Source organism: Bradyrhizobium australiense (assembly GCF_013114825.1).
GTDB classification, from domain to species: Bacteria; Pseudomonadota; Alphaproteobacteria; order Rhizobiales; family Xanthobacteraceae; genus Bradyrhizobium; species Bradyrhizobium australiense.
Genome location: NZ_JAAVLX010000004.1, coordinates 412,041 through 434,396, shown reverse-complemented (window position 1 = coordinate 434,396; position 22,356 = coordinate 412,041). Strand labels below are relative to the sequence as shown.

Genomic DNA, 22,356 nt, shown 5'->3' with positions numbered 1-22,356 from the left:
TTTTACGCGGCCAAACGCTACGGTTCAACCTTGGCCGCGCCTCAATAGCCCCCGGTCGGCAAGTTGCCGTCCTGCGCCAGATCGCTGAACCGGGTGAACTGACCCTCGAACTGCACTTCCACCGTTCCGGTGGGGCCGTGGCGCTGCTTGCCGATGATGATTTCGGCCTTGCCGTGCACCAGTGACATATCGAGCTGCCATTTTTCGTATTCTGGGGTGCCGATCCGCGGCTCCTTGTTGGCGAGGTAATACTCCTCGCGGTAAACGAAGATCACGACGTCGGCGTCCTGCTCGATCGAACCGGATTCACGCAAGTCGGCCAGCTGCGGGCGCTTGTCATCGCGGTTTTCCACCTGACGCGAGAGCTGCGACAATGCGATGATCGGAACGTTGAGTTCCTTGGCGAGCGCCTTGAGGCCCGTGGTGATTTCAGTCACTTCCTGCACGCGATTGTCAGATTTCTTGCCCGAGCCCTGCAGAAGCTGGATATAGTCGATCACGATCAGGTCGAGCCCCCTCTGCCGCTTCAGCCGGCGTGCGCGCGCCGTGAGCTGCGAGATCGACAGGCCGCCGGTTTCGTCGACATAGAGCGGCAGCGACTGCAGTTCGATCGAATGGTCGCGGATCTTCTCGAAGTCGGCCTCGGTGATGCCGCCGCGTCGGATCATACTGGAGGCGATGCTGGTCTGTTCGGCCAGAATACGGGTAGCGAGCTGTTCGCCGGACATTTCGCAGGAGAAGAAGCCGACAATGCCGCCATTGACGGTCTTCATCGTGCCATCGGCCTGAACCTCGGCGCGGTACGCCTTGGCGATGTTGTAGGCAATGTTAGTGGCGAGCGACGTCTTGCCCATGCCGGGGCGGCCGGCGACGATGATCAAGTCCGACGCCTGCAGGCCGCCCATCTTGGCGTCGAGGTCGCGCAAGCCGGTGGCGATGCCCGACAGACTTCCGTCACGCTGAAAGGCTTTGGCCGCCATGTCGACGGCGGTCGTCAACGCCTGCGAGAAGCGCTGGAAACCGCCGTCATAACGGCCGGATTCGGCGAGCTCATAGAGCTGGCGCTCGGCGTCCTCGATTTGCGCGCGCGGAGCAAAATCCACCGGCGCGTCGAAGGCGACATTGACCATGTCCTCGCCGATCCGGATCAGGTCGCGGCGCAGCGACATGTCATAGACCGTGCGGCCGTAGTCCTGCGCATTGATGATCGTGGTGGCTTCGGCTGCGAGGCGCGCGAGGTACTGGCCCACCGTCATGCCGCCGATATCGGTATCGGCCGGCAGGAAGGTCTTCAACGTCACGGGCGTGGCGACCTTGCCCATCCGGATCAGGCTGCCGGCGGTCTCAAAAATCGTCTGATGGATCGGCTCGAAGAAGTGCTTCGGTTCCAGAAAGTCGGAAACCCGGTAGAACGCGTCGTTGTTGACGAGGATGGCGCCCAGCAAACTCTGTTCCGCCTCGATATTGTGCGGCGCGCTCCGGTAGACCGGAGTTCCCGCGTCGGGAGCGAGCTTGAGGACGTTCGAATCAGTCAGAGCCATGGCGTCAGGTTATGCAGTTGGTTTCAGGCGTTGCCAGCATTTCCGCAAGGGGCGGCGATAAAGCGCCTGTCCCAGGCAAAGCGGAAGCAAAAGCTCGCCGCTATGCACCGTTCTTCAAAAATGTGGATGACTCCTATTCGCGGTCGGCGCGAAGCTTGACGAGGCTTCGGCGGGCGGCGCGGCAACGCCTTCCGCGAAAATGCCACGCAAAATGTTAGGAGAGTCTGAACCTTACCGCGACTTGACCGACATATCCGAAGGCAGGAGGCGATTTCGAGCCTTGGTATTAAGCGTTGATCAAACCAGGATCAGATAGACGAACGCGAACAGGGCTGCAGCCACGCCGATGGCGATCAAGGCGTAGTCGATCCGGATGTCGGACTCGAACGGGGCTGGGTAGGTCTGCTGGCTCATGGCGGAGATGTACGACAGACCGCCGAGGGCCTCTGTGAAGTAGATCACATCGGTTGTGATTTTCTTCGCCGCAGAATGAATGGGTTAGGAAATCGGGAACGGGCCGGCGCTTTTCGAGTTGCCAGCTGTAACGGACTAAAAGGACGGGCGATGGGTCAGCAACTCCAAGGATGGCGATCGGCAAGCGGCCAGCGCTTGTGGCTGTCGATGCTGATCAACGCCGTGGAAGAGATTTCGCGCCCCGAACGGCGGGACGAACGTTGCGATCCGCAGTTGCTCGCCGCGTTGCGAGCCCAGCTCGCCCGCCCGGCGTTGGCCCCCATGCCTTACGCTTCGGCCTATAGCCTGAGAAACTGATTCCACCGCCCTCGGCGGCGGCCTATTCGCCGGCCAACTGCAGCCGCGGCTGCTTTCCGATTTCCATCCCGCGCAGCCTGGCTTCTTCCCGGGTAATGTAATCGCGCGTCATCGGCACGATTCCCTGGCGCTTGGTGAGCTGGATCTGGAAATTCATCAGGTTCTGCTTCCGGAACGACATTTCCGACGCCGCCAGATAAAATTCCCACATCCGGGCAAAGCGCTCGTCATAGAGGCGCACCGCCTCTTCGCGCCGCGCCATGAAGCGGTCCCGCCACGCCTTCAGCGTTTCCGCATAATGCAGCCGCAGGATCTCGATATCGCAGACCAGAAGGCCCGCCTTCTCGATCGCGGGGACGACCTCTGATAGAGCCGGGATATAGCCGCCCGGGAAGATGTATTTCGTGATCCATGGGCTCGTCACATCAGGTCCCGTAGAGCGGCCGATCGAATGCAGCACCATGATGCCTTCGTCGCTGAGAAGTTCGGCGCAGCGCCGGAAATAGGTTTCATAGAAGTCGATGCCGACATGCTCGAACATGCCGACAGACACGATCCGGTCGAACGGGCCCGCGATATCGCGGTAATCGCTCAGCAGGAATCTTGCCGACCCGGTCAGGTTCTTCTCGGCGGCACGGGAATTCGAGGCCTGTAATTGCTCCGACGAAAGTGTGATGCCGGTGACATCGGCGCCGATCATTTCGGCCAGATAAAGGCCAAGGCCGCCCCAGCCTGAGCCGATGTCGAGCACACTGTTACCGCGCCTAATCAGCAGCTTGGCGGCGAGGTGGCGCTTCTTGGCGAGCTGGGCATCGTCGAGCGTCGTATCGGGCGTTTCGAAATAGGCACAACTGTATTGCTTGTCGGCGTCGAGGAAGAGGGAATAGAGCCGACCGTCGAGATCATAGTGGTGGGCGACGTTGTTTCTTGCCCGGCCGCGCCAATTGAATTGCCTGGCGTGCCGGCTGAAATAGCGCAGCCACCATTGCAGCTTGGCCCAACCTGGGAGCATTTCGGGCTGGCCGAGCAGGATTTCCAGCGCGTCGGCGATTGAGCCGTCCTCGACCACAAACGAGCCGTCCATATAGGCTTCGCCAAGCGCCAGTTCGGGATTGAGTAGGATCCGGAGTTGCGTCCGCTGACTCAGGAGCCGCACCGACACCGGGCGGCCGGTTCCATCCCCGCACGTAAATCTCGCCCCGCTCGCGGACGTGAAATTCATCGTACCGCGGCGAATGAACTGACTTAGGAAATAACGCAACAAACGATCCATCGAAGCACCAATGGAACGACCGGCCCGTTACACCAATGCACCTTGGAATGGACTGTTCCATGTGCACTAGGAACATCATAAGTACTATGATGCCGGAGCGCTACTGCGTTGGAGTCAAAGCGGATATTCTCAAATGTGGCGATCACGCAGATGCGCAATAAGCGCGCTTCCATTCGCATGATAATCGGCTACAAGGTGACCCGCCGCTAGGGCAGGCAGCGATTCCACGTCTGGAGAATGCAGGGAATGTTGAGCCGAGCGCTCATTTTAGCGACGGTGACGCTCCTGATCGGCTGCTTCGCAGCAGGCGTGGCGCGGGCGGAAAATCTCGACGCCGGCAAGAGCCCTTCCCAGATATTCTCAAGCACCTGCAGCGCCTGCCACAGGAGCCCGCGTGGCCTGTTGAAGAACACGCCGGCTTCGTCGTTGCCGGGCTTTCTGCGCCAGCATTATACCACCGGTTCCGACATGGCCTCGGTGCTTTCTTCCTACCTGATATCCAACGGCGCTGCTGATCCCCGCTATCAAGCTAAGGATCAGCCCAAGCAAAAGGACGCCAGGCAGGACGGAAGGTCAGATCAACCCGACCGATTCGGTCGCCGCCAGCCGTCCGCCGCTCCCCCCCAGGAGGCTTCCCGGCCGGATGCGGACGGAGCACCGCCTCAAGGCGAGGGTGCGCGTCGAGGCCGCGACGCGAAGCGGCTTGCGCGGCCGCTCCCGGCGCCAGAGGCTTCCAAGCCTGCAGATGGGCAGGCCCCGGTGCAGGCCGCTACCGACAGCAAATCGGGCGTCCGGCAGAAGCATGGCAGGCGTGGCAGGCCTGCCGCCGAAGAATCGCCGAAAGCCGACCAGGCCGCCCGCGGCGACGCCGCAAAGGAGGATGCGTCTCGGGATGCCGCCAAATCCGAAGCTGCGAAATCCGAAACTGCGAAGCCTGACTTCACCAAGACCGATACTGGCGGGCCCGATCCTGCCAAGCCTGATTCCTACAGGACCGACTCGGCCAAGAGTGAGGGCGATAAGCCGGCCACGGAGGCCGTGAAGCCGGCTGCTGAGTCGGAAAAGCCGGCCAGCGAGGGCAGTTCCGAGAACGCCAACGCTCCTAGGGAGAGCGCCGGCAGCGAGCCGGCCCCGCTACGGCCCGACCCGGTGCCGCCGCCGGTGATGCCTCCGCCGCCAGCTCCTGCCGCACCTGCCCCTGAGCCAGCCGCAAGCCCCCAGGCGACGGCACCCGCGACGTCTCCGCCGGTGACAGCTACCGCGCCCGCAACGCTGCCGGCTGTGCCCGCCGGCGCCCCCACGCCACCCATTTCGCGATAGGAATTGCAGATTTCCGAATGCCTGCCGGTGACGGCTTGACCGTTTCTAGAGTATTACTCTAGAGTAACGATCTAATGTCCGAAAGGCGTCAGGTGGCTACGGCACGGGACGATCTGCTGGCGGCAGGGTTGGCGGTGTTCGACCGCGACGGTTTCGAGGGCGCCACGGTGGCTGCCATCAGAACCCGCGCGCGGGCGTCCAACGGCAGCTTCTTCCATTTCTTCGGATCGAAGAAGGAACTGGCCGGCACGCTGTTCCTGGAAATCCTTGCCCGCTATCACGCTGCTGTCCTGGCGGCGCTCGATGAATCCTGCGGCGCGCGGGAAGGCGTAGCGCGGCTGATCCGCGCGCATCTCGACTGGGTCGTCAATTCCCGGCGCGAGGCGCGCTATCTGTTCGAGATTTCCCGCAGTGAATGGACCGAGGCGATCCGCGGCGCGCAGCGCGCGCAGAATTCGCGCCTTGCGGAAGCCGTCGAACAATGGCGTGCGCCGCTCGTCGCGCGCGGTGAATTGCTGCCGATCACTTCGTCGGTGTTCTTCAGCCAGATCATCGGACCGGCGCAGATTTTTTGCCGCGCATGGCTGTCGGGCCGCGACCGCACCGATCCGCGAGAGCAGGCCGAAATCCTGATCGCCTGCGCCGTCCGCGCGGTCGTCGCGTCCGATGTAGCCGATGCAGTCGACGAAACGGGAGAAGCCGTTTGAGTGTGAACAACGATTCCGAGTTCGTGCCGATCGCGATGCGTATCCGCGACAGTGTCGCTCGCCAGGGCTTCATGACCCATATCGGCGCGGAACTATCGGAGCTGACGCGCGGCACCTGCACGCTTGCGGTCGACCGCCGGCCCGAGCTGTTGCAACAGCACGGCCTGTTCCACGGCGGTGTCACGGCCTTCCTGGTCGACAACGCCACCACGATTGCGGCCGCGACATCGCGCGGGCAATCGGCGCTGACGGCGGAATACAAATTGAATCTGCTGTCGCCGGCGATCGGCGAGCGATTGATCTGCCGGGCGCGCGTGATCAAGCCCGGACGTCAGGTCGCCGTGGTTGCGGCCGACGTGTTTTGTGTAACCGATGGCGTCGAAAAGCATACCGCAACTGCGCTGGCTTCGATCGCAATGCTGGACGAGAAGGCGGTTGCCAGAATCCCAAGCCCGGCCTGATCGAGGCCGGGCTTGACGCCTTCATAAGGTTAGGTCGATACGCGCGTTACTTCTCGGTCGCAGCCGGTGCCGGCACTTCCTCGTGCTGGGCTTCCGGATCGAAGAACTCGCCGGCGGCGGCGAGCGCCTCAGCGGCGGCGTCCTGGTCTTCCTGGCGGGTGGAGATGTCCTCGCCACGGTTGATGCGCTCGGCTTCATCGGCGCTGCGTGCCACGGTGACGCTGACGCTGACTTCGACTTCCGGATGCACGGCGATGTTGATCTTGTGCTTGCCGATCGTCTTGATCGGTGCGTCGAGCATTACCTGGCTGCGGCTGATGGTGACGCCATCGGCTTCAAACGAGGCCATGATATCGCGCACGGTCACCGAGCCGAACAACTGGCCGGATTCCGAGGCCTGACGCAGCACGATCACGTTGCGGCCGTTGATCTTCTCCGCGACCTTGGTCGCTTCGCCCTTGGCCTTGAGGTTATTGGCCTCGAGTTCGGCCTTCATGCCATCGAACTTGGCGCGGTTGTCGGCGGTGGCGCGCAGTGCCTTGCCGCGCTTGAGCAGAAAGTTTCGGGCATACCCGTCCCTGACGCGGACGACTTCGCCCATCTGACCAAGCTTGGCCACGCGTTCCAACAAGATGACTTCCATTTCCGTTCTCCTTTGAGTGTGCGATATCGGGTTGAGTGTTTGGTTGAGATTTCAGGCTGCAGGCAAAGGCGGCGGCTTGCCGCCTAGATAGCGTCGGCGCAGGCCGAAAACGGCGTCCGCCAGGCCCAGCGCGATCATTGCCAGCACCGGCCAGCCGAAGGTGACCACGACGGCGTAGGTGCAGCAGAGCCAGAATACGCGGCTCTTCAGCGCCAGCGTCAGCGTGTGCAGCACGGCAAAGCCGGTGAGTCCGTAGGCCATCATCAGCGCCGTGGTCGTAATCTGCGCGAACATGGCGACGAGCCCGCCGATGAAGCAGAAGGCCAACGCGACCGACAGCGCCACCAGCGTCATCGGCGGCAGTTCGGCGCTCTTCAAGTCGGGCCAGGGCCGGTGGAGCCGGCCCGAAGTCGCCGTGATCTTGCCAGCGAGCCAGAGATTGAGCGTCAGCGTCATCATCGCGATGATGGTTGCGGCTGATGGAGCGATGACGGCAAAAGCGGTGACCCAGCGCTCGATATCGCTCGACGATGTCGCATCGCGTGTGCCCAACATTCGCAGCAAGCCACGGCGCAGCGCGCCCATGATGGCCTCGGCGTCAGTGCCAAGCGTAAGCATGGCCGCGATCGTCGTCAGTGCGGCAAAGCCCGCGATCCAGAGCAGGATACGACCGACGGGATACCATTCGAGTTGAGGCGCGGCTGGCGCCGTGCCATCGCCGGGAACTGCATCGGGCAGCGGTCGTCCCAAGAGCGCGAGATGGCCAAGCCACCATGCCGGCAGCGCAACGGTGATAGCGAAGGCGATGCAGTAGGGTAGGCCGAAGATCATACCTAGGCCGGCTGCTGCCAGGATGCCGCCGATCGTCGCGGCGAGCGGGCCCCATCCCATGGCTGCCACCATCAGCGGCAGCGGCGCCAGGTAGAACAGCACGAGCGAGATCAGCGCGCCCGAGATGATCGAGGCGAACATCAGCGCCGACGCGCAGCCGGCCGCAAGAGCAATGAGGATAATCGCGATCATCAGCTGTCCCGCTCCTTTCGAGCGGTTAGAGGTCGTCTCGACCCCAACCATCGGCGACCGGACGACCCGGAAGCCTTATGAATAAACCGGTCCGCGGCGCGAACGCCGCGGACCGAAGCGTCTTAGCGAATGACGTAGGGCAAGAGGCCGAGGAAACGCGAGCGCTTGATGGCGCGGGCGAGTTCACGCTGCTTCTTGGCGGAGACGGCGGTGATGCGGCTCGGCACGATCTTGCCGCGCTCGGAGACGTAACGCATCAACAGCTTGGAATCCTTGTAGTCGATTTTCGGCGCATTCGGACCCGTGAACGGGCAGGTCTTGCGGCGACGGAAAAACGGACGGCGTGCACCAGCTTCAGCCATGATTCTTACTCCTCTACCGCTGCAGCGTCGTCTTCACGCGGACGGCGCGGGCCACGGTCGCCGCGGAAGCCACCGCCTTCACGATCGCCACGGAAGCCGCCTTCGCGGTCACCGCGGAAACCGCCGCCGCGATCGTCGCGCTCGCGATCACGATCGGCCTTGCGCATCATCGCCGAGGGACCTTCCTCGTGCTCTTCGACGCGGACGGTGAGATAGCGGATGACGTCTTCAGAGATCCGCTCCTGCCGCTCGATCTCGGTGACCGCAGCGGAGGGCGCATCGATGTTCATCAGCACGAAGTGTGCCTTGCGATTCTTGTTCATGCGGTAGGTGAGGGAGCGCACGCCCCAGTTCTCGGTCTTGGTGACCTTACCGCCGAGGCCTTCGACGATGCCCGTCATCTGGGTGGTCAGCTCTTCGACCTGCTGGGTGCTCGCATCCTGACGCGCGAGAAAAACATGCTCGTAAAGAGGCATGGGTGTCCTTTCCTAGTGTTAGCGCGGTCCCCGGCGGCAAGCCCTTCGAGGCCTTCGGAAAGGACTCGGGGATAAGCTCAGAAGGCGGAAGCACGGGACGACGGGCCGACTGGCCCTGCCACATCAAAAACGCCTGGAAAGGAGTGATTGCTGAGACCGTCCGTTCAGCTCCCGGCCGGGATCCACGGATGCGCGGTTTATAAGGATTTTCAGCGGGCTGGCAAGGCTTCTTGAGCAGCTTTGAAGGGTTCTGGCGTCACCCCCGGGGGAGGCGGCAGGTCGATGAGCGGTTGACATATTTGTTTGTATATCATACAAATCTGGGACAAGAGGGCGAGCTTATGGCTCCGAAGTCCGTCCAGACCGCTCCTGAAACGTTGGCCGGTGATCCCAAGCACGCCGCCCGCGCCACGCGTACGGCCGGGCGCCAGATGCGCTCGCGGCTACTCGACGGCGCCAGCCGGTTGTTCAAGGAGCGGGGCCTCGCCGGAACCTCGATCTCGGACATCGCGGCGGCCGCCGACGCCTTTCCGAGCCAGATCACCTATTATTTCCGCACCAAGGAAGCCCTGTTCGTCGAAGCTGCCTGCCGCGACATGCTCTATGTGGCGCGCGCGGCCGAGGAGGCCGCGTTGCAGGCCCGTACGCCGCGCGACTACACGCGCGCGCTGGTCGAGACGGTCACGGCGACGGATTCGGTGGCTTTCTTTACCGAAGCCCTGACGCTCACCCGCCGCCGGCAGGATCTCGCGCCGCTGGTGGAACGCACCATCGAGCGGCTGCACGGCGAGGGCATGCGCGCCTATGCCGGCCAGATCGAGCGGCACGGCTGGAAGAGCCTGCGCGATCCTGACGCCAGCTCGCGGCGGTTCTGGGCGGTCGCGATCGGCGTGATAGTGGAGGGCTACGCCATGGGTCGCTCGGCCAAGGAATTGTGCAGCGAGATGCTGCGCGTGCTCGGCGATCAGGCCACGACAACATCCGCGACCGACAGCGCCAGGCTGCGCCTGGTTGGCGACGACGATGAGCCCGACGGGGAGATATCACCATGACCGCGCTTCGCATGCGTGCCCGCGACTTTCTGACCGAAGATCAACTGGTCGCCGTCCGCCAGCGCGTGACGTGGAAGGGCGCAGCCCTGATCGCACATGCATGGACGCTGATTTTGGGATCGATTGCGCTGGTGGCGTGGTGGCCCAATCCGCTGATCTTTCTGCTCGCGGTCGGCATCATCGGCTCGCGCCAGCTTGGGCTTGCGATCCTGATGCATGACGGCGCCCATGGTTGTCTTTCGGCGGACGAGAAGATCAACCTGACGCTCAGCCAGTGGTTCTGCGCCTATCCGATTTTCGCGGAGACCCGCGCATATCGCCGTTATCATCTGCAACATCATGCGCGCACGCAGCAGGAAGACGATCCCGATCTGATTTTGTCGGCGCCGTTTCCGATCACGAGGATCAGCTACCGCCGCAAGTTCTTCCGCGATATCACTGGGCAGACCGGCTATCAGCAGCGCAAGGCGCAATTGTTGAATGCGCTTGGCCCAAAGGAATGGCCGCTGGCGCGGCGCGCGGCGCATTTCTGGGAAAAACTCGGGCCGCAATTTGCGGCCAACGCCGTGCTGTTTGCAGGCCTCGCCGCCGCCGGCGCATGGTGGGCCTATCCGCTATTGTGGTTGTTGCCGCTGCTCACATGGCAGATGGTCATCACCCGCATTCGCAATATCGCCGAACACGCCGTCGTTCCCGATTCGAGCGATCCGCTGCGCAATACCCGCACCACGCACGCGAGTTTTCTCGAGCGGTTGTTCATTGCACCGTATTACGTCAACTACCACCTCGAGCATCATCTGTTGTTCTACGTGCCCTGCTACAATCTGCCGCGCGTGCACCGCATCCTCTCCGAAAGCCGATATGCGGACCGGATGGAGGTGCAGCCGGGTTATGCCGCCGTGCTGCGGCTCGCGACCGCCAAGCCCGACCACGATGACCGGCCTGGCAAGCTGGTAAGCAGCGTACGCCGCGTGCGGGCCGGTGCCGAAGTCGGCCGCGACCAGGCGGCGGGCGGCTTCTAAGGTCCATCGGAGCCTCAAGCCGAGGCCGTGCGATTCCGCGGCGTGGCTTGACATCCCCGCCTCGGTCAGTGTCTTACGGCGCCATTCTAGCGAGGGAGTGCCGATGACGGCTGCATTCACGTTTCCGGGGCAGGGTTCCCAAGCGATCGGCATGGGCAAGGCCTTGGCGGAGGCGTTTCCGGCCGCGCGGGCGGTGTTCGACGAGGTTGATTCCGCGCTTGGCGAAAAGCTGACCGCGATCATCTGGGATGGCCCGGCCGAAACCCTCCAGCTCACCGAAAATGCCCAGCCGGCACTGATGGCGGTGTCGATTGCCACGCTGCGCGTGCTGGAGACCGAGGCGGGCTTTTCCGTCGGGCGGGATGCGGCCTTTGTCGCCGGCCATTCGCTCGGTGAATATTCCGCGCTGGCCGCGGCCGGCAGCTTCAGCATCAGCGATACCGCGCGCCTGCTGCGCACCCGTGGCCTTGCAATGCAAAAAGCGGTGCCGGTCGGCGTCGGCGCGATGGCGGCACTGCTTGGACTCGATTATGAGGCGGCGATGGCCGTCGCCAACGAAGCTGCCCAAGGGCAGGTCTGTCAGGCCGCCAACGACAATGGCGGCGGGCAGGTGGTGGTGTCTGGCGACAGGACGGCTGTCGACCGCGCCGTGGAAATTGCCAAGGCCAAGGGCGCCAAGCGCGCGATGTTGCTGCCGGTATCCGCGCCTTTCCACTGCAAGCTGATGCAACCCGCCGCCGATGCGATGGCAGAGGCGCTTGCAGGTGTAACGATCAAGACGCCGGCCTCGCCGCTGGTCGCGAACGTGCTGGCCGCGCCGATCACCAATCCCGACGAGATTCGCCGCCGCCTGATCGAGCAGGTCACCGGCACCGTGCGCTGGCGCGAGTCGGTGGCCTACATGGCAGCGCATGGCGTCACGCGGTTCTTCGAAATCGGCGCGGGCAAGGTGCTGAGCGGGCTGGTCAAGCGGATTGCCGACGGCGCGGTCGGCGTGTCGATCGGGGGACCCAACGATATTGCGGCCGCGAAGGATGCATTGGCGGCTTCGGCCTAAAGCTCCCGGAAGGAGACATTGATGTTTAATTTGACTGGCAGGACGGCGCTGGTGACCGGCGCGACCGGCGGCATCGGCGGTGCGATCGCGCAGGCGTTGCATGGGCAGGGCGCCACGGTCGCAATTTCCGGCACGCGCCGCGAGGTGCTGGACTCGTTTGCCGGCAAGCTTGGCGAACGCGTCCACGTGCTGCCGTGCAACCTTTCCGACAGAGCTGATGTCGAGGCGCTGGTGCCGGCGGCGGAAGCTGCGATGGGGCAGGTCGACATCCTGATTGCCAATGCCGGCATCACGCGCGATAATCTTTTCGTGCAGTTGCGCGACGAGGATTGGGACGACGTCATCCAAGTCAACCTGACCGCGACCTTCCGTCTCGCCCGCGCTGCAACCAAACTGATGATGCGCAAGCGCTTCGGGCGAATCATTGCGATCACCTCGATCGTCGGCGTGACCGGCAACCCCGGCCAGGCCAACTACACCGCGTCGAAGGCTGGAATCATCGGCCTGATCAAGACGCTGGGTGCGGAGTACGCCAAGCGCAACGTGACTGCCAATTGCATCGCGCCGGGGTTCATCAAGACGCCAATGACCGACGCGCTCAACGACAAGCAGCGCGAGACCATCCTGGCGAAGGTTCCTGCGGCGCGGCTGGGCACACCGGAGGACATCGCGGCGGCAGCCGTCTATCTCGCCTCGAACGAGGCGGCCTACGTCACCGGGCAGACGATTCACGTCAACGGCGGAATGGCCATGATTTGAGCGAGTTATTGCCCCGATCGATGCGGCCAAAGGGCGTTTTCCGGGGCGGTTGAGGCTTGTAGTCAAGGCTTGGGAAGTATGATAACCGAACCCCCGACGGATGGGCAAACAAGGCCATTGCAGGATTTTGAAACCCTGTATATTGGCGTGGCGACGCCTGCCGTTCGCCGGGGCTTTGTCGGCTACCACCGGGCCGAATCAAGACTATGCGCGATAGCGAAGGAAGTTTAACGACCACGATAGCTCGTAGCGTCTCTATAGCGTCTTGGGGTCGGGTCCAATGGAACAAGCACGAGGTTAAAGATGAGTGAGATTGGCGAGCGGGTTAAGAAGATTGTGGTCGAACACCTCGGTGTTGAACCGGATAAGGTTGTCGACAACGCAAGTTTCATCGACGACCTCGGCGCCGACAGCCTCGACACCGTCGAGCTTGTGATGGCATTTGAAGAAGAGTTCGGCTGCGAGATTCCCGATGACGCCGCCGAGACGATTTTGACCGTCGGCGACGCGACGAAGTTTCTCGAGAAGAACGCGAAAAGCTGACGTCCCGGGCGGGTAGAGACAGAGCCGGACGGGCCGTTATCGAACGGTCCCCCGGTTTCTTGTTTTGGGCCGCCGATTTCGGGCTGGAGTTTTTGACATGAGGCGAGTTGTCGTCACGGGGCTGGGCATGGTTACGCCGCTCGGCTGCGGCGTTGACACAACGTGGGCGCGTATCCTCAACGGTCAGAGCGGCGCCAGGAAGATCGACACATTCGAGGTTGGCGATCTTGCAAGCCAGATCGCCTGCGTGATTCCGCGCGGCGACGGCTCTGATGGCACTTTCAATCCCGACCAGTGGATGGAGCCGAAGGAACAGCGCAAGGTCGACGACTTCATCATCTTTGCAATGGCTGCGGCGCGCCAGGCGCTCGACGACTCCAATTGGCATCCTGCAACCGAAGAAGACAAATGCGCCACCGGCACCCTGATCGGCTCAGGCATTGGCGGCCTGTCCGGCATCGCCGAGACGTCGCTGCTGTTAAAGGAGCGTGGGCCGCGCAGGGTTTCCCCGTTTTTCATTCCGGGACGGCTCATCAATCTTGCTTCCGGCTATGTCTCGATCGAGCATGGCCTCAAGGGTCCCAATCATTCCGTGGTGACCGCCTGTTCGACCGGCGCGCATGCGATTGGTGACGGTGCCCGCCTCATTGCGCTCGGCGACGCCGACGTGATGGTGGCCGGTGGAACGGAATCGCCGATCTGCCGGCTGGCGATGGCGGGATTCTGCGCAGCGCGCGCACTCTCGACCGGCTTCAACGAAGCGCCACAAAAGGCCTCGCGCCCCTATGACAAGGACCGCGACGGGTTCGTGATGGGCGAGGGCGCCGGGGTCGTGGTGCTCGAGGAATATGAGCACGCCAAGAAGCGCGGTGCGAAAATCTATTGCGAAGTGATCGGCTATGGCCTGTCGGGCGACGCCTATCACATCACCTCGCCGTCGCCGGAGGGCGATGGCGCGTTCCGCAGCATGAGCGCGGCGATCAAGCGCGCCGGCATCGCAGTATCGGACATCGACTACATCAACGCCCACGGAACTTCGACGCAGATCGGCGACGAGATCGAACTCGGCGCGGTGGAGCGGCTGCTCGGTAACGCCGCTTCCAAGGTGTCGATGTCGTCGACGAAATCGTCGACCGGACACCTGCTCGGTGCTGCCGGTGCGATCGAGGCCATTTTCAGTATCCTTGCGATTCGCGACAACATTGCTCCGCCTACCATCAATTTGGAAAATCCGTCGGTGGAAACGGCGATCGACCTGGTGCCGCAGACCGCGCGCAAGCGCGAGATTAATGTCGCGCTATCGAATTCCTTCGGTTTCGGGGGCACCAATGCCTCCGTGATTGTTCGGCGTGTGGCTGACTAGCAAGTGTTTGGAACGTCTCCACCGTTTTGCCGTATTCGGCGATGACTTCTACATGTGGGCGTATGCTATCGGCTTGGCAGGGGATTGCCGGGCCGCGATTGAACCGACAGGATTCAGGTTGCATCGATGAGTGAGAGGCCGCCCATTTCACCACGAAGCCCGCGCGCTGCGTTGGAGCCCGAGCAGGTGCCGCCGCCGCCGAAACGATCGGAGCGCGCCCGCAATCCATTCGTGGTGGTGGGCAACGCCATCATCACCATCCTTATCATTCTGATGGTCGGGGCGGGGACAGTCTATTACTACGGCAGACAGATCCTGGAAACGCCCGGTCCGCTGAAGGAAGACAAGATCGTCAACATTCCCTCGCGTGCCGGAAAGCGCGATATCGCCGACGCGCTGCTGCGCGAAGGCGTGATCAACGTCAATCCCTGGATATTCATCGGCGGCGTGTTTGCGCTGAAGGCGAGCTCCGATCTGAAGCCCGGCGAATATTCCTTCCAGAAGAGCGCCAGTCTGCGCGACGTCATCGCCACCATCGTGGAAGGCAAGGTGGTGCAGCACGCCGTCACCGTTCCGGAAGGTCTGACCTCCGAACAGATCGTGACGCGTCTCCTCGACAACGACATCTTCGCCGGCTCGGTGCGGGAAATACCGCGCGAAGGCACGTTGCTGCCCGAAACCTACAAGTTTCCGCGCGGCACCACCCGCGAGCAGGTGATCCAGCGCATGCAGCAGACCCAGAAGCGGGTGCTCGCGGAAATCTGGGAGCGCCGCAATCCGGACGTTCCGGTCAGGTCGCTGGAGCAACTCATCACGCTGGCCTCGATCATCGAGAAGGAAACCGGCCGGGCCGACGAGCGCAGCCGCGTGGCGGCGGTATTCGTCAATCGCCTGCGGCAGAGGATCAAGCTGCAGTCGGATCCGACCATCATCTACGGCCTGGTCGGCGGCAAGGGAACGCTGGGCCGGCCGATCAAGCGCTCCGAGATTATGCAGCCCTCGCCCTACAACACCTATGTGATCGAAGGCTTGCCGCCCGGGCCGATCGCCAATCCGGGCCGCGCATCGCTCGAAGCCGCCGCCAACCCGGCGCGCACGCGCGACTTGTTCTTCGTGGCTGATGGAACGGGCGGGCACGCCTTCACCGAAACCTACGACCAGCACCAGAAGAACGTCGCCAAGCTGCGGGCGCTGGAAAAGCAGATTCAGAACGATACCGTCGAACCGTCCGAGGATGCGCCGCCGCCGGCCGCGGCCGGAGCACCGGCCGATACCAATCCAACCGCGACCACGCCACGACCGGCAGGGCAGAAAAAACCGCCGCGCCCGGCATCACCTCCGGCGCCCGCGACGGCGCCGGCCCGCCAGGGCGCGGCGCAGTCGACCACGACGCCTCCGGTGCTTCAGCGCTGACGCCCGGCCGGTTGAGAAGACGTCTCGGGCACAGCCGGAACGCAATTCCACTTTGGCGGAAATCGGCTTAAGGTCCCGCCGTTCATTTCGAGTCTCGAAATCCCTGTCTTTCGGAGAGTGTTACGCGATGGCGCTATCGAGCATGACCGGTTTTGCCCGGAGTCACGGCGCCAGCGGGCCCTACACGTTCGAATGGGAACTGAAGTCCGTCAACGCCAAGGGCTTTGACCTGCGTTTGCGTCTGCCGCCCGGGTGGGACGAACTTGAGGCCTTCGCCAAGAAACGCGCCGGCGAGGTGCTGTCGCGGGGCACGGTGTACGCCAACCTCAACGTCAAGCGCGCCAACGCGGTCTCGACCGTGCGCATCAATGAAGACGTGCTTTCCTCGATCGTGAAGGTCGCGGGCGTGCTCGCCGGCAAGATCGACGCGGTGGCGCCCAGCATCGACGGGCTGCTCGGCATCAAGGGTGTCATCGAGGTGGTCGAACCCGAAAGCGACGAGGCGGAAGACAACGCGGCAAAGGATGCGGCGACCGCCGCCTTCGAGCAGGCGCTCACCCATCTGGTCGAGATGCGCCGCCGCGAAGGCGTGACGCTCGGGCAGATTCTGATCCAGCGCATGGATGAAATCGAGAGGCTGGCGAAGCGGGCCGAGGCCGCACCCGGCCGCAAGCCCGAGGCGATCAGGGCGCGTCTGGCCGAGCAGGTCGCGGCACTGTTGGAAACCTCCGAACGCTTCGATCCTGACAGGCTCAATCAGGAAGCAATCCTGATCGCGACCAAGGCCGACATTCGCGAAGAGCTCGACCGCATCGCCTCGCATGTCGCGCAGGCGCGCGAGATGATCGGCAAGGGCGGACCGGTCGGGCGGCGGCTCGACTTCCTCGCCCAGGAATTCAACCGCGAGGTCAACACCTGCTGCTCCAAGTCGAATGATCTGGAATTGACCCAGACCGGGCTCGAGATGAAAAACGTGGTCGAGCAATTCCGCGAGCAGGTCCAGAATCTGGAGTGACCGATGACGGCTGCTGGTTTCGACGGAGTTGAACGGCGCGGGCTAATGTTCGTGCTCTCCTCGCCCTCGGGCGCGGGCAAGACCACGCTGTCGCGCCTTCTGATCGAGCGGATGCCGGGCCTGAAGATGTCGGTATCCGCCACCACGCGCGCGATGCGGCCGGGCGAAGTCGATGGCCGCGATTATTTCTTCGTCGACAAGCCCAAATTCGAAGCGATGGTCGCGCAGGGCGAATTGCTGGAATGGGCGACCGTGTTCGACAATCGCTACGGCACGCCGCGCGCACCGGTCGAGGCCGCCTTGTCGGCCGGGCAGGACGTGCTGTTCGACATCGACTGGCAGGGCACACAGCAATTGCGGGAAAAGGCCCGGGCCGATGTCGTCAGCGTGTTCATCCTGCCGCCTTCGGCCGCCGATCTCGAGAAACGGCTGCACACGCGGGCACAGGATTCCGACGAGGTCATTCGCGGGCGCATGAGCCGCGCCACCCATGAACTCAGTCACTGGGCGGAATACGACTATATCGTCGTCAACCACAACGTTGACGATGCGTTCGCCGAAGTGCAGTCGATCCTCAAGGCCGAGCGGCTCAAGCGCGAGCGCCGCACTGGTCTCACCGAGTTCGTTCGCAAACTGCAGCGCCAGTTGGAAAAATAGCCGCCGCTTCCGTTCCGTTACGTCTGCGCGCTGCGCGCGAGCCGGGCCAGCATTTCCGTAACCTGCTGATCCTGCTCCTGAGGGACCCGCGCTCGTTCTTGCGGTACGCGCACTCGCTCCTGAGGCGCGCGCGCTCTTTCCTGTGGTACGTGGGCGCGCTCCTGAGGCACGCGCGGCCGCTCCTTGGGCACGCGGGTATGCTGTACAGCGCCGAGGCCGGCGCGCTGCAGCCGAGCGTCTTCGGCGTGGAACACCGGTGGCGATGGACGCTTGGTGCGGGCGGAATCCCACATCGCGCGCCGCTTGTGGCGCATCGCGCGGCGCGCCCGCATGCGGCCGATCCTGACGATCGCGCTGACCGTGAGACCGGCCAGCGCAAGCGCGGCCGCCATCACCAAAAGCAGCATCTGCAGCGAGGCGGTCGGCTTTGCCGGTTCAGCTGCTGCTGCTGCAGGCGCAACCTGATCTGCTGCGGGCTGCTGCACTTCATTGGCCTGCGGCGGCTGGTTTGCGGGCGTGCCGGCGGCGGCGACTTGGAGAGAGGCTGGATTGGTCGAAGCGCTCGCGGCGGGAGCGTCATTCCACCGCATCGTCGCCAGCGGCGCCGGCGCCAGCACGTTCGGCATGGCTGCGCGTTGGCCGTTCTGATCGGCGGGCGCAGGCGCGGCGTCAGCCGTTTGCGGTTCGGCTTTGGCTGGTCGATTTGGCTCGGCGCGGGCTTGCTGGGCAACCCATTCGGCGCGCGCGTCGTCGAATGATTTGCGCGTCGCCGTTTGCGGTTGCGGCGCTTCAGCCGAAGACGACGCCGGCGCAGATTCTGGCGGCGCGGCACGCGCGAACTTGTCGTCAGCCTTCTCGCTCTCCTCGCGGAGATACCAGCATTTACGTTTCGTCGTGCGATCGATCCGATAATACCAATGGCTGCCCGAAGGGGTCGCGCCCTTCGGCGCCGACAGGCAACTCTCCGCGGCCTGGGCCACTTGCGTGCCGGCTTCCGCACCTTGCTCGGTCGACTGCGCCCGGAGATCCGTCACGGCGGCCAGATTGGCGCCTGCCACAATTCCGGCAAGGAGAGCCGGGACGAATTTCACGGAACGGTACGACATCTGCATCCCCGGCAACGCTACGCTATGCGACGCTTGATGACCCCAATCTGGTCAGAGAGTTGGGTCGCAATGAGCCGCAATTTCGGAGCGGATGGGGTATAATTGCGGCTCGCGCGCTGCCTCACATGAGGCCGGCTAAGGCCAAGGGAAATCAGTGAAAAACCGGTCGAAAACAGCGGCCTTTCTGTTGGCGGGAAGCGCTATTGTTTAGAAGCGGTCCAGCGTCCGGAACATCCGTCGGATCGCGCGAATGAACCGTATCCCTGCGGCCCGAAAATCGGCCGGATGTGGTCCAGCTCAAGCCAGAGACGGATCCGCCGCTCCATGTGGCGCCATTTGGGCTGACTGACCGGAGCTCGATAGATGCGGCCGGTGCTGGATATGACATTGCGATCTCGCGGCGCGACGCGCCCGAAGTCATGCATCGACGATGCCCTCAGGAAACAGAGGGCGCAGGGAAAGCCGGGTGCCCATGATACCCGCAGTCGTGCGCAAGAATGCACGCGGTGGACCGCAGGTGCGCCGGAACACCCGGCTTTCCCAGCGCAGTGGTTTTAACGGCTTATGCCGCGATCTCCCCGGAGCCGAATTCCTCTGGCCTCCGTCGCCGACGGATTGGCGATTGATCGAAGCCCGGCTGGGCCCGACAATCTCCATCGGCTTGACACCAGCAACGGGTGCCAGGACCACGGGGTTTGCCGTCCACGGCTTCCCCGGACCAACGCGCTTCGACCGGCCCGTATGCTGCCGGAAGAAGCTTTGGCCGAGGCGTTTAAGCGCCGGTCGTCTGCGCGGCCCATGCCCGCTCACGGAAAGACCCGCCCTGCGAACACATCCCGCGCCTGACGCTGCCGCGTCCACCGCAACCTGTCCCAACGTTCGTGACGATGGCCAACGCCCCTCTTGCGGGACCGGATAGCGGGAGTTGTAGGTTTGATTTGCCCGACGGGTTAAGCGAAAAATTTTTGAGCGAGCGTGAAATAAGTTTCTTGCCATGAGGGGCAAATCAGTGGAAGGGGCCGCGGAGGAAATCAATCTAGCACGAAGCTGCGCCTGACCTCATTAGCATGGCAAGCGTTTCCACGATGTCGGTTTTCACCCGAAGCGGACGACCAGTTTTCAATCGGGAGGATTGCATGTTTCGAAGAATGGTCTTGATAGGCGGTGTGGTTCTGTTGAGCGTCACCGGCTCAGCAAAATCCACTTGTGACAGACGACTAATACTCTAACGTGAAATCGCGGAGCAGTTGCCATTAAAGCTTCTGAGGTATTCGCGATCTACGTGATGCCTTTCGTCATTGCCGTGGCAATCAAGCTTGATGAAACCTATACCGTCGATCTGTCCGATGTCCAAAAGCAGGGCTCAAAGCCGAGGCGCAGATTTCTGCTCGGAGCTTCACCTTTTTGGATGAGGACCAGAAATTTTCAGGACCGCTGGTGCGTTTCACTCGCTGCGAGGTGGGGACCACGTCAATTACCTCTTCCAGCATCCAAAGCGGCGCGTTTTACTCGTCACATTCAGGCCTTGGATGTCAGGGCAATTACCTTTCGTACAAGATCGGCGAGTCTATTGGCGCCCATCCTTTCCATTACCCATGCACGATAATTCTCCACAGTCCGAGTGCTGATCCCCAGCTTGTGCGCGATCTCCTTATTTGAAAGACCCTCCGCCACAAGTTGCATGACTTCGACCTGGCGCGGTGAAAGCTCGGCCAGACGCGCTTGAAGGGCCGCGCGTTCCCTGTGCTCGCTTCTAAGTCGGTTTCCGCTTTCGATCGCCTGTGAGATGCTGGCGATCAGCCGTTCATCGTCCAACGGCTTCTCGATGAAGTCGAAAGCGCCTTGCTTGATCGCCTGCACAGCCATGGTGACATCACCGTGCCCGGTAATGAAAATGAGCGGTATTGCTCCTTCATGCTCCTTCAGCTTTTGTTGCAACTCGATACCTGACATCCCTGGCATGCGAATGTCCGAAACGACGCATTGGGGCGGTTCGGTGGCCAGCGCATTCAAAAAGCTCTCCGCTGACGAATACGCCCGCACGGGAATCCCCCGTCCCTCAAGGAGCATGCTCAAAGAATGCAAAATTGCGTTGTCGTCGTCGATCAGAGCAATCGTCATGCACCCGAGTCCGAACTGTGCACGGCTGGCAGCGTAAACAATGCCGTAGTGCCGTGCTTTGTGCTTTCAATCCGAAGCTGCCCGCCATGAGCTTCGATGACCGATCGTGAAAGCGAGAGACCTAGCCCCAATCCATCCGGCTTCGTCGTAGCAAAAGCGGCGATTGCGTCGTCCCCGAGATCGGGGTCAATTCCGGGACCATTGTCACTCACCCGGATCGTGACCTTTCCGTTCGGTCCTGTCACACCCTCGATAGCGATCTTGCCATCATACCGGCCCGCGCCGGCCAACGCTTCGGCAGCATTGCGGACAAGATTTAAAATGACCTGCTCAATCTGCAAGCCATCCGCGAGCACCGGCGGAACATCCCGTCCAACCGACGTTTGACACCCGATGCCCCGCCGCTCCAGCTCGGGCCCAAACACCGCGACTGCTTCTGCCACGAGCGTTGTGACACTGACGGCACTCGTCTCGATTCTCCCAAGCCGGATGAAATCGCGCAAGCGATTCACGACGGCTCCCGCTCGATCGACTTGCACGATCGCCTCCGTTGATGCTGTTGCGGCGGCTACAGTATCAGGAGGCGTTTTCTCGACGGCCCGCTTGACAAGCCGGACATAGTTGCCGATCGCGGTGAGCGGCTGGTTGATCTCGTGCGCGACTGCGGCAGCAAATTCTCCCATGGTTGCGAGCCGCCACGCTCGATGAAGGGCGTCCTGGTGTATCCGGAGCTGATGTTGTGTGCGCCGCTGCTCCGAAACCAGTACTCCGATGGCAAGGCCGGTCGCCGATAGAATGGTCATCAGCGCCTGATAGGCAACGACGTCAGTTGCGCTTTCATGCGACAGCTCGATCGCAGCGATCAATCCAATCTGAATGACGGCGAGACCGAGCGTCACGCCTTCCAGACCGAACCGCACTGCGATCCAGACCACCGGAACGAAAAACATATAGAAAAGCTGGAACCGGAGCGCTTCGGTGAAACCGAATACGCCCCAGAGCCCGACAAGAACCAGGAGAAGAATGGCCGCGGCTTCCCATGAGACCATGGGAAAGCTCCGCCGCGTGAACACAATGAGAGTAAAGGGCGTGAAGACGATCACGCCGATCAAGTCGCCGATGAAAGCGCGCAGCGATACCTGTGCGAAATCGTGTGGTGCAATGATCCCATGCATTACAAGAACAAGTGCGTGTCCAACCGATACGAGCGCAATGCTGACGGCTGCCATCGTCATGAGCCACAGCAGGGAGCTGCGGGACGACAATGAACGATCGAAGTCGAAGCGACGGTGCAGCAGCAGAAGCGCCGCCGAGCCATATCCAAGGCCGGTAATCGCCACGATAAGCAGCTCGGCACTGGGCGGAAGAGGCAGGTCGCGAACAATCAGATCAGCAATCAGCGGCGCCGCAAACAGCCAAGGCAGGTACGGGCCGCCGAATAGCAGGATCAACGCAAAGCTGAGGCCGGTTTGCGGATTCCAGGGCGTGATGCCGAACGTGGCGAACGGATGGACGTAGCTGATCCAGTCGAGCAGCACGTAACTGCCAAGATAGCCCAAACCGATCGCAAGATACCAGCGCGACATCCGAAGCACCAGCGGCCTGCCTGAGCCCATGATTTCGAACCCCGGTTGCCGCATCATCACAATACCTCGCGGCGCATGACGTGTG

The 22,356-nt window shown here is 62.6% G+C and carries 23 protein-coding genes; 13 read left to right on the top strand and 10 right to left on the bottom strand.

Annotation, left to right across the window (positions count from 1 at the left end; genetic code table 11):
* Positions 1 to 41 precede the first annotated feature (41 nt).
* Entirely contained in the window at positions 42 to 1,541 is a 1,500-nt protein-coding gene (locus HCN58_RS14150; RefSeq protein WP_171579973.1) for a replicative DNA helicase, read from the bottom strand.
* A gap of 297 nt (positions 1,542 to 1,838) precedes the next feature.
* A complete protein-coding gene (locus HCN58_RS14145; protein ID WP_171579587.1) occupies positions 1,839 to 2,003 on the bottom strand; it encodes a hypothetical protein in 165 nt (54 codons plus the stop codon).
* A 102-nt stretch (positions 2,004 to 2,105) separates the two neighbouring features.
* Here HCN58_RS14145 and HCN58_RS14140 point away from each other — a divergent pair, with 102 nt between their 5' ends.
* Positions 2,106 to 2,312: a transcriptional regulator gene (locus tag HCN58_RS14140; protein ID WP_171579972.1), complete on the top strand. Its 207-nt coding sequence runs from the start codon at positions 2,106 to 2,108 to the stop codon at positions 2,310 to 2,312.
* 22 nt (positions 2,313 to 2,334) lie between these two features.
* Here HCN58_RS14140 and HCN58_RS14135 read toward each other — a convergent pair whose 3' ends face one another.
* Positions 2,335 to 3,585, bottom strand: coding sequence for a cyclopropane fatty acid synthase (locus tag HCN58_RS14135; RefSeq protein ID WP_171579971.1), 1,251 nt, complete (start codon positions 3,583 to 3,585; stop codon positions 2,335 to 2,337).
* A gap of 246 nt (positions 3,586 to 3,831) precedes the next feature.
* Between HCN58_RS14135 and HCN58_RS14130 the strand changes: the two genes are divergently transcribed.
* The 3 genes from HCN58_RS14130 (at position 3,832) to HCN58_RS14120 (ending at position 6,073) form a co-directional block, all read left to right on the top strand.
* Positions 3,832 to 4,905 carry a hypothetical protein gene (locus tag HCN58_RS14130; RefSeq protein ID WP_171579970.1) on the top strand — a complete coding sequence of 358 codons (1,074 nt, stop codon included), beginning with the start codon at positions 3,832 to 3,834 and terminating at the stop codon, positions 4,903 to 4,905.
* Positions 4,906 to 4,997: 92 nt separating this feature from the next.
* Positions 4,998 to 5,612: a TetR/AcrR family transcriptional regulator gene (locus HCN58_RS14125; RefSeq protein ID WP_311966813.1), complete on the top strand. Its 615-nt coding sequence runs from the start codon at positions 4,998 to 5,000 to the stop codon at positions 5,610 to 5,612.
* Positions 5,613 to 5,647: 35 nt separating this feature from the next.
* A complete protein-coding gene (locus HCN58_RS14120; RefSeq protein WP_171580377.1) occupies positions 5,648 to 6,073 on the top strand; it encodes a PaaI family thioesterase in 426 nt (141 codons plus the stop codon).
* 46 nt (positions 6,074 to 6,119) lie between these two features.
* Here the strand turns inward: HCN58_RS14120 and rplI are convergent, their stop codons facing one another.
* The 4 genes from rplI to rpsF form a co-directional block, all read right to left on the bottom strand.
* Positions 6,120 to 6,716, bottom strand: coding sequence for a 50S ribosomal protein L9 (rplI, locus tag HCN58_RS14115; RefSeq protein ID WP_171579968.1), 597 nt, complete (start codon positions 6,714 to 6,716; stop codon positions 6,120 to 6,122).
* Positions 6,717 to 6,767: 51 nt separating this feature from the next.
* On the bottom strand, positions 6,768 to 7,739 hold the full coding sequence (locus HCN58_RS14110) for a YybS family protein (protein WP_171579967.1): 972 nt from the start codon (positions 7,737 to 7,739) through the stop codon (positions 6,768 to 6,770).
* A gap of 122 nt (positions 7,740 to 7,861) precedes the next feature.
* On the bottom strand, positions 7,862 to 8,101 hold the full coding sequence (rpsR, locus tag HCN58_RS14105; RefSeq protein ID WP_002711478.1) for a 30S ribosomal protein S18: 240 nt from the start codon (positions 8,099 to 8,101) through the stop codon (positions 7,862 to 7,864).
* Positions 8,102 to 8,106: 5 nt separating this feature from the next.
* Positions 8,107 to 8,577, bottom strand: coding sequence for a 30S ribosomal protein S6 (gene rpsF / locus HCN58_RS14100; RefSeq protein ID WP_171579966.1), 471 nt, complete (start codon positions 8,575 to 8,577; stop codon positions 8,107 to 8,109).
* Positions 8,578 to 8,918: 341 nt separating this feature from the next.
* Here rpsF and HCN58_RS14095 point away from each other — a divergent pair, with 341 nt between their 5' ends.
* The 9 genes from HCN58_RS14095 (at position 8,919) to gmk (ending at position 17,458) form a co-directional block, all read left to right on the top strand.
* Complete coding sequence (locus HCN58_RS14095; protein WP_171579965.1) at positions 8,919 to 9,629, top strand: TetR/AcrR family transcriptional regulator C-terminal domain-containing protein; 711 nt, start codon at positions 8,919 to 8,921, stop codon at positions 9,627 to 9,629.
* Positions 9,626 to 10,651, top strand: a complete 1,026-nt coding sequence (locus tag HCN58_RS14090; RefSeq protein WP_171579964.1) for a fatty acid desaturase family protein — start codon at positions 9,626 to 9,628, stop codon at positions 10,649 to 10,651. The genes HCN58_RS14095 and HCN58_RS14090 overlap by 4 nt, the downstream gene beginning before the upstream one ends.
* A gap of 103 nt (positions 10,652 to 10,754) precedes the next feature.
* A complete protein-coding gene (fabD, locus tag HCN58_RS14085) occupies positions 10,755 to 11,708 on the top strand; it encodes an ACP S-malonyltransferase (protein WP_171579963.1) in 954 nt (317 codons plus the stop codon).
* Positions 11,709 to 11,729: 21 nt separating this feature from the next.
* Positions 11,730 to 12,467, top strand: coding sequence for a 3-oxoacyl-[acyl-carrier-protein] reductase (gene fabG, locus HCN58_RS14080; RefSeq protein ID WP_171579962.1), 738 nt, complete (start codon positions 11,730 to 11,732; stop codon positions 12,465 to 12,467).
* Between the two features lie 303 nt (positions 12,468 to 12,770).
* Positions 12,771 to 13,010 (top strand): acyl carrier protein, encoded by a 240-nt coding sequence (locus HCN58_RS14075; protein ID WP_008969609.1) that lies wholly within the window; start codon positions 12,771 to 12,773, stop codon positions 13,008 to 13,010.
* A gap of 97 nt (positions 13,011 to 13,107) precedes the next feature.
* Entirely contained in the window at positions 13,108 to 14,373 is a 1,266-nt protein-coding gene (gene fabF, locus HCN58_RS14070) for a beta-ketoacyl-ACP synthase II (protein ID WP_171579961.1), read from the top strand.
* A 126-nt stretch (positions 14,374 to 14,499) separates the two neighbouring features.
* Positions 14,500 to 15,786 (top strand): endolytic transglycosylase MltG, encoded by a 1,287-nt coding sequence (mltG, locus tag HCN58_RS14065; protein ID WP_171579960.1) that lies wholly within the window; start codon positions 14,500 to 14,502, stop codon positions 15,784 to 15,786.
* Between the two features lie 127 nt (positions 15,787 to 15,913).
* Positions 15,914 to 16,801, top strand: a complete 888-nt coding sequence (locus HCN58_RS14060) for a YicC/YloC family endoribonuclease (RefSeq protein ID WP_171579959.1) — start codon at positions 15,914 to 15,916, stop codon at positions 16,799 to 16,801.
* Between the two features lie 3 nt (positions 16,802 to 16,804).
* The gene (gene gmk, locus HCN58_RS14055; RefSeq protein ID WP_171579958.1) at positions 16,805 to 17,458 is read left to right on the top strand and encodes a guanylate kinase; all 654 of its coding nucleotides are present in this window, start codon (positions 16,805 to 16,807) and stop codon (positions 17,456 to 17,458) included.
* A 17-nt stretch (positions 17,459 to 17,475) separates the two neighbouring features.
* Here gmk and HCN58_RS14050 read toward each other — a convergent pair whose 3' ends face one another.
* The 3 genes from HCN58_RS14050 to HCN58_RS14040 all read right to left on the bottom strand — a co-directional run bounded on the left by HCN58_RS14050 (position 17,476) and on the right by HCN58_RS14040 (position 22,328).
* The gene (locus HCN58_RS14050) at positions 17,476 to 18,564 is read right to left on the bottom strand and encodes a hypothetical protein (RefSeq protein ID WP_171579957.1); all 1,089 of its coding nucleotides are present in this window, start codon (positions 18,562 to 18,564) and stop codon (positions 17,476 to 17,478) included.
* A gap of 1,518 nt (positions 18,565 to 20,082) precedes the next feature.
* Entirely contained in the window at positions 20,083 to 20,685 is a 603-nt protein-coding gene (locus HCN58_RS14045) for a response regulator transcription factor (protein WP_171579956.1), read from the bottom strand.
* Positions 20,682 to 22,328 carry an MASE1 domain-containing protein gene (locus tag HCN58_RS14040; RefSeq protein WP_171579955.1) on the bottom strand — a complete coding sequence of 549 codons (1,647 nt, stop codon included), beginning with the start codon at positions 22,326 to 22,328 and terminating at the stop codon, positions 20,682 to 20,684. The genes HCN58_RS14045 and HCN58_RS14040 overlap by 4 nt, the downstream gene beginning before the upstream one ends.
* Between the last annotated feature and the right edge of the window lie 28 nt (positions 22,329 to 22,356).

What these genes read in the sequence shown, in the direction of transcription:
- HCN58_RS14150 (WP_171579973.1), bottom strand. Translation starts at nt 1,541, where the DNA reads ATGGCTCTGACTGATTCGAACGTCCTCAAGCTCGCTCCCGACGCGGGA.
- rplI (WP_171579968.1), bottom strand. Translation starts at nt 6,716, where the DNA reads ATGGAAGTCATCTTGTTGGAACGCGTGGCCAAGCTTGGTCAGATGGGC.
- gmk (WP_171579958.1), top strand. Translation starts at nt 16,805, where the DNA reads ATGACGGCTGCTGGTTTCGACGGAGTTGAACGGCGCGGGCTAATGTTC.
- fabG (WP_171579962.1), top strand. Translation starts at nt 11,730, where the DNA reads ATGTTTAATTTGACTGGCAGGACGGCGCTGGTGACCGGCGCGACCGGC.
- HCN58_RS14135 (WP_171579971.1), bottom strand. Translation starts at nt 3,585, where the DNA reads ATGGATCGTTTGTTGCGTTATTTCCTAAGTCAGTTCATTCGCCGCGGT.
- HCN58_RS14130 (WP_171579970.1), top strand. Translation starts at nt 3,832, where the DNA reads ATGTTGAGCCGAGCGCTCATTTTAGCGACGGTGACGCTCCTGATCGGC.
- HCN58_RS14040 (WP_171579955.1), bottom strand. Translation starts at nt 22,328, where the DNA reads ATGATGCGGCAACCGGGGTTCGAAATCATGGGCTCAGGCAGGCCGCTG.
- HCN58_RS14090 (WP_171579964.1), top strand. Translation starts at nt 9,626, where the DNA reads ATGACCGCGCTTCGCATGCGTGCCCGCGACTTTCTGACCGAAGATCAA.
- fabD (WP_171579963.1), top strand. Translation starts at nt 10,755, where the DNA reads ATGACGGCTGCATTCACGTTTCCGGGGCAGGGTTCCCAAGCGATCGGC.
- rpsF (WP_171579966.1), bottom strand. Translation starts at nt 8,577, where the DNA reads ATGCCTCTTTACGAGCATGTTTTTCTCGCGCGTCAGGATGCGAGCACC.
- HCN58_RS14075 (WP_008969609.1), top strand. Translation starts at nt 12,771, where the DNA reads ATGAGTGAGATTGGCGAGCGGGTTAAGAAGATTGTGGTCGAACACCTC.
- HCN58_RS14095 (WP_171579965.1), top strand. Translation starts at nt 8,919, where the DNA reads ATGGCTCCGAAGTCCGTCCAGACCGCTCCTGAAACGTTGGCCGGTGAT.
- fabF (WP_171579961.1), top strand. Translation starts at nt 13,108, where the DNA reads ATGAGGCGAGTTGTCGTCACGGGGCTGGGCATGGTTACGCCGCTCGGC.
- HCN58_RS14050 (WP_171579957.1), bottom strand. Translation starts at nt 18,564, where the DNA reads ATGTCGTACCGTTCCGTGAAATTCGTCCCGGCTCTCCTTGCCGGAATT.
- HCN58_RS14060 (WP_171579959.1), top strand. Translation starts at nt 15,914, where the DNA reads ATGGCGCTATCGAGCATGACCGGTTTTGCCCGGAGTCACGGCGCCAGC.
- HCN58_RS14110 (WP_171579967.1), bottom strand. Translation starts at nt 7,739, where the DNA reads ATGATCGCGATTATCCTCATTGCTCTTGCGGCCGGCTGCGCGTCGGCG.
- mltG (WP_171579960.1), top strand. Translation starts at nt 14,500, where the DNA reads ATGAGTGAGAGGCCGCCCATTTCACCACGAAGCCCGCGCGCTGCGTTG.
- HCN58_RS14140 (WP_171579972.1), top strand. Translation starts at nt 2,106, where the DNA reads ATGGGTCAGCAACTCCAAGGATGGCGATCGGCAAGCGGCCAGCGCTTG.
- rpsR (WP_002711478.1), bottom strand. Translation starts at nt 8,101, where the DNA reads ATGGCTGAAGCTGGTGCACGCCGTCCGTTTTTCCGTCGCCGCAAGACC.
- HCN58_RS14120 (WP_171580377.1), top strand. Translation starts at nt 5,648, where the DNA reads ATGCGTATCCGCGACAGTGTCGCTCGCCAGGGCTTCATGACCCATATC.
- HCN58_RS14045 (WP_171579956.1), bottom strand. Translation starts at nt 20,685, where the DNA reads ATGACGATTGCTCTGATCGACGACGACAACGCAATTTTGCATTCTTTG.